The sequence below is a fragment of the Pseudomonas amygdali genome (genome assembly GCF_002699855.1).
Lineage (GTDB): Bacteria > Pseudomonadota > Gammaproteobacteria > Pseudomonadales > Pseudomonadaceae > Aquipseudomonas > Aquipseudomonas amygdali.
Window position 1 is genome coordinate 1 of record NZ_LKBW01000189.1, and the last position, 1,331, is coordinate 1,331.

2 protein-coding genes are annotated in these 1,331 nt (G+C 50.6%); both read right to left on the reverse strand.

Going from position 1 to position 1,331, the window contains the following annotated elements; all coding sequences use genetic code 11:
- Positions 1-412 precede the first annotated feature (412 nt).
- Positions 413-823: a hypothetical protein gene (locus AO277_RS13530; protein WP_044320222.1), complete on the reverse strand. Its 411-nt coding sequence runs from the start codon at positions 821-823 to the stop codon at positions 413-415.
- Between the two features lie 89 nt (positions 824-912).
- Complete coding sequence (locus tag AO277_RS29880) at positions 913-1,068, reverse strand: hypothetical protein (protein WP_015061790.1); 156 nt, start codon at positions 1,066-1,068, stop codon at positions 913-915.
- Between the last annotated feature and the right edge of the window lie 263 nt (positions 1,069-1,331).

Genomic DNA, 1,331 nt, shown 5'->3' on the forward strand with positions numbered 1-1,331 from the left:
CTGCTCCTGGGTCAACATATTGGCAGCTCAAAGCCGCCAGTTTTACCCAGGGGGGTCAATTCTAGGTTGGCGTTAGGGGGTCATTTTTACAGTGGCGGTGACAGGCACAGCTCCCTGCGTGCCCGAGCGGACACGCAGAGGCCATTCGCTGAAGCCAAAAACAGCTTTCAGGTGATAAGGGAATGCTTACTAAGGAACGACATGAGCGACTCGGCGACGCAGGGTGCTGCAACCTCCCCGGCAAACTGTTTTATCCAATAGCGATATTTAGGGTCTGCAAGGTCACGTAACAGCAAAGGACGAGCTGTGATACATTTCATGTTGAGCATGATTTTCCACCAGGTTTATTGTGTTCACGCTGGGGGTGGTTGCACCCATCCCCAGCACCTTCTTTAACTACCTTCTCCTTCTATTAGCCCATGAATGCCAGAATCGGCACGATATCCTGTGGCACTCGACCTGTAAGGATTAGAAAATTTCGCCAGATCTCGTAAGGCACGTCTTGGCTCCCCTCCTTGAACTTCCTAATCCGTCTGTCTGATGCGATGCGAAGCAATCCCGCCAGCTTTTTATCCGTCGCATACGCGTCGAAATGGTCCTGGAAGTGCCGGAAATAGGACCTGACTATTTCAGCGTGAGGTGCTTCCCATCCTTCGTGCTTACGCAACAGGTGAGTACGCGGAAACAAAGCCTCGTCCAGATCCTTCGGACCAGGAATGCTAGGTGCGCGCAGGTTTGCTTCGAGCTGCTTTATCGCCTCGCGAGTAGCCATCTCGAAAATCAATCTCTGCTGTTCAGGGATACCAGGTAGCTCAATCTTCATTGTTAGCCCATTAATTAATAATAATTATTAATTGCCAATTAACAAAAAACACTGATGGACGTAAAGACTGGGGCCTTGCGGCCCCTTCTTTACCGTGGTGACAGTTCGATACGCTGAACGTCTGAAACACGGATGTTGACCAGGTTCAGCGTCCCTGTTGCCAGCCTTTCCCAGTAGCCTTGCTGATGCACATGCATCAACGCGTAGAAAAGGTAGTCAGGTAGAACGATGTCTGTTCGGTTCACCAAGACTCCTATGTGTTCAGGATTGAACACTCGCCCTGGTGCGCCGCATCGTTCAGCTGAACCCCGACGAATTATCCAAAAATGAGCTTCTGAAAAATTCGTCCGGATAGTCGCTACATCTGAAAGTCTCATCTCGTTCCTCGTAGGTGGCAACGACTAGCCCCCTCAGGTTGGTATGACCCCCGAAGGTTGGACGCAACCTTTGGAGGCGTCATGGGTAAATATACAGTGCAGGCAAAACTCGCAGCCGTGAAAGAATATTG

What these genes read in the sequence shown, in the direction of transcription:
- AO277_RS13530 (WP_044320222.1), bottom strand. Translation starts at nt 823, where the DNA reads ATGAAGATTGAGCTACCTGGTATCCCTGAACAGCAGAGATTGATTTTC.